Origin of the sequence: uncultured Alloprevotella sp. (assembly GCF_963536905.1) — a bacterium.
Classification (GTDB): domain Bacteria; phylum Bacteroidota; class Bacteroidia; order Bacteroidales; family Bacteroidaceae; genus Alloprevotella.
Genome location: NZ_CAUTBW010000081.1, coordinates 1 through 3,527, shown reverse-complemented (window position 1 = coordinate 3,527; position 3,527 = coordinate 1). Strand labels below are relative to the sequence as shown.

The following is a 3,527-nucleotide window of genomic DNA, read 5'->3' as shown; positions in this document are numbered from 1 at the left end:
GCTTCCCCATCAAGCTAATATCCGCATTATTGAAGCGGTAGCCAATCGTCTTGAAATTCCAATGGAGAAAGTTTTGGTAAACATTCAGCGTTATGGTAATACTTCTGCCGCCACTCTACCTTTAGCTTTGTGGGACTTTGAGAAACAATTAAAGAAGGGAGATTCCATCATCCTTACAGCCTTCGGAGCAGGCTTCACATATGGTGCAGCTCTACTCAAATGGGGCTATAACGCTAAATAAATCAAAGTTTTTAGCTTTTTTCTAAAGCCCCCTACAGCCTTTTTCTTCCCTAATAAAGGGCTGTAGGGGGCTTCTCTAAAAATTTATCGCGATATGAAAAGTGGTTTTGTAAACTTAGTGGGAAATCCAAACGTTGGTAAATCATCTTTGATGAATTTATTAACGGGAGAACGTATCTCCATTGCTACTTTCAAGGCCCAAACGACGCGTCACCGCATCATGGGAATTGTCAATACAGATGATGCTCAGATAGTTTTTTCTGACACACCTGGAGTGCTAAAGCCGAACTATAAGATGCAGGAAGCCATGCTTGCTTTCTCTGAATCCGCTCTGCAAGATGCAGACGTTCTGCTATATGTCACAGATGTAGTTGAGCGAGCGGATAAAAACGCAGATTTCTTGGCAAAAGTTCGAGAAATGTCTGTTCCCGTACTCCTTCTTATCAATAAGATAGACACTTCCAACCAACAAGACCTTGAGAGGCTCGTTAGCGAATGGCACGAACAACTGCCAAAAGCTGAGATTTTCCCCATATCAGCAAAGGCGAAATTTAATGTAGATACAGTCCTACGCCGTATCAAAGAATTACTACCTGACGCCCCACCGTATTTCGAACGCGATCAATGGACCGACAAGCCTGCCCGCTTTTTCGTTACAGAAATCATTCGAGAGAAGATCCTACTCTACTACGATAAAGAGATACCCTACGCTTGCGAGGTTTCTGTAGAACGTTTTAAGGAGCAAGAGAAGTCCATACATATCAACGCCATTATCTATGTGGAACGTGAGAGCCAAAAAGGCATCATTATCGGACACCAAGGAGTAGCGTTAAAAAAAGTATCTACAGAAGCACGCAAAGAGATGGAACGTTTTTTTCAAAAGAATATCTTTTTGGAACTCTTTGTGAAAGTTGATAAAGATTGGCGCAATAATGACCGCCGTCTCAACGCTTACGGATACCATAATATCTAATTTTTTCATTTTTTATCAATTCAAAGCTCTCTCAGGTAGCTCCACAGGAGAAACTACCCCGTTCGTGAAGAACGAGTTGGAGAGAGCGCTAACTAACTTTCTTATATATGAGCAAATTAGTAGCCATCGTTGGCCGCCCAAACGTAGGAAAATCCACCCTCTTTAACCGGTTAACGGGAACTCGTGCTGCCATCGTTAGTGAACATGCCGGTACCACACGTGACCGACAATACGGAAAATGCGAGTGGTGCAACCGTGAATTTTCTCTCGTTGACACTGGTGGATGGGTAGTAAATTCTGATGACATCTTTGAAGAAGAAATTCGCAAACAAGTTCTTGTTGCCACAGAAGAGGCAGATTGTATCTTGTTTGTAGTAGATAACGACAATGGCATTACTGACCTCGATCAGCAAGTGGCCACCATCCTCCGACAAACCAAAGTCCCCGTTATTCTTTGTGCCAATAAGTGCGATGACAATAAGGATATTTACCAAAGTGCTGAATTTTACGGGCTCGGTCTTGGCACCCCTTACTGTATCTCTGCGGCAACTGGTAGCGGCACGGGAGACTTGCTCGACCTCGTTCTTGAAAAGCTCGGTCCTGAAACTCGTCTGGAAGAGGAAGCACGTATTCCTCGCTTTGCCATCGTAGGCCGTCCAAATGCTGGCAAGAGCAGTCTTATCAATGCGTTTATTGGAGAAGACCGCCATATTGTTACAGACATTGCAGGAACCACGCGCGACAGCATTCTGACACGCTATGACAAGTTTGGCTTCGATTTCTATCTTGTCGACACGGCAGGTATTCGAAAGAAAAGTAAAGTAAGCGAAGACTTGGAGTTCTACTCTGTTATGCGCTCTATTCGCGCCATTGAAAATTCCGATGTCTGTATTTTGCTGATTGATGCCACACGCGGTATTGAGAGCCAAGATATGAACATTTTCCAGCTCATTCAGCGCAACCAAAAGAGCCTCGTTGTTGCCATCAATAAATGGGACCTCGTAGAAGACAAGAGCCAGCGCGCCATCGATCATTTCCAAAACACTATTCGCGAACGCATGGCTCCATTCGATGACTTCCCCATCATCTTCACGTCAGCACTCACTAAGCAGCGCATCTACAAACTTCTTGAGACAGCTAAGAATGTCTACATTCAGCGTCAGGCACGTATCACCACCGCCAAACTCAACGAAGAGATGCTACCGCTCATCGAGGCCTATCCACCACCTTCAATCAAAGGTAAATACATCAAAATCAAATATTGTATGCAGCTGCCCAACACGCAGATTCCTTCTTTCGTGTTCTATGCCAACTTGCCACAATATGTAAAAGAGCCCTACAAGCGATTCTTAGAAAACAAGATACGCGAACGATGGAACTTCTCCGGCACACCTATCAACATCTTCATTCGCCAAAAATAATGCGTCCACTATTTGCTTTCTTCGCGGGCTTGCTGCTTCTTTCTTGTGGAAACAAGAGCAATACAAGCATAGAGAAAAATGGGCCTAAGGAGGAAGAGATTCTTTCGCTCTATAAACTCTACACTTCGGGCAACTATAATGCGTATGTTGATGCCATGCAGTCCTGTGATGATAAGCCAGAAACTTATCGGCAAGAAATGAAGGATGCACTCAAGCAACACGCGCGTTATATTGACGAAGAACACAAAGGCGTAAAACACGTAAAGCTAGAGCGTACGGAGGTTCACGATAAGGGGAATATGTCCAATGCTTTTCTCAATGTGTCTTATGGTGATGGAAGTACGGAAGAAATTATGATCCAACTAGTGCGCAATAAGAATCGTTGGCGAATCAGATAAGAATAGAATTCTTAGAATCAAAGTGAATGTTTATGAGTGCTACTCACTGAAGTAACCCCATAAACATTCGCTTTTTTAGACAATTTGTAAAAGGTATTCAATAGCAGTCAAGTCAAGGTCCTCCATCATTCTTTTCAGGTTACTCTTGAGTTCTTCGCGTTTTGAGCCCCATTTTCTTGTCATCGCCGAAGAGCTGGGCGAGCTTGCCGATGTTTTTCACACCATCAGCGCCGAGGTCTTCGCCCAGTGCCACATTGAGCTGGTCGGCCGCGGCCACGAAGTCGAGTACGTCTTTTTTCGACTGTATGCCCAAGCGTCCCGCGTCGGCTGCCAGCGCGTTGAGCTGTTCGCGCGGTGTGCGCGTTTCCATCTTCTTGAAGCTCTCGTTTAGACTTTCCACTTCGCTGCGTGCGAGGCCCGTATATTTTATGACTTGTACTTCCGCCTCGTCCATCCGCGCAAAGGCATCCACGAATTGCATGGCGCGGGAGTAGG

5 protein-coding genes are annotated in these 3,527 nt (G+C 44.9%); 4 read left to right on the top strand and 1 reads right to left on the bottom strand.

Translation table 11 applies throughout. The annotated features are described in order from the left end of the window. From ABLA33_RS09940 to ABLA33_RS09925, 4 genes are all read left to right on the top strand, one after another. Nucleotides 1–241, top strand: a 241-nt coding sequence (locus ABLA33_RS09940; protein ID WP_347720180.1) for a 3-oxoacyl-[acyl-carrier-protein] synthase III C-terminal domain-containing protein, incomplete at its 5' end; no start/stop codon positions are given. A 93-nt stretch (nt 242–334) separates the two neighbouring features. Continuing rightward, nucleotides 335–1,213, top strand: coding sequence for a GTPase Era (gene era / locus ABLA33_RS09935; RefSeq protein ID WP_311491084.1), 879 nt, complete (start codon nt 335–337; stop codon nt 1,211–1,213). A gap of 107 nt (nt 1,214–1,320) precedes the next feature. Continuing rightward, nucleotides 1,321–2,634 (top strand): ribosome biogenesis GTPase Der, encoded by a 1,314-nt coding sequence (gene der / locus ABLA33_RS09930; protein ID WP_347720179.1) that lies wholly within the window; start codon nt 1,321–1,323, stop codon nt 2,632–2,634. Beyond that, entirely contained in the window at nt 2,634–3,032 is a 399-nt protein-coding gene (locus ABLA33_RS09925) for a hypothetical protein (protein WP_347720178.1), read from the top strand. The genes der and ABLA33_RS09925 overlap by 1 nt, the downstream gene beginning before the upstream one ends. Before the next feature lie 139 nt (nt 3,033–3,171). Here ABLA33_RS09925 and ABLA33_RS09920 read toward each other — a convergent pair. After that, a partial coding sequence (locus ABLA33_RS09920) for a hypothetical protein (RefSeq protein WP_347720177.1) occupies nt 3,172–3,527 on the bottom strand: 356 nt, incomplete at its 5' end.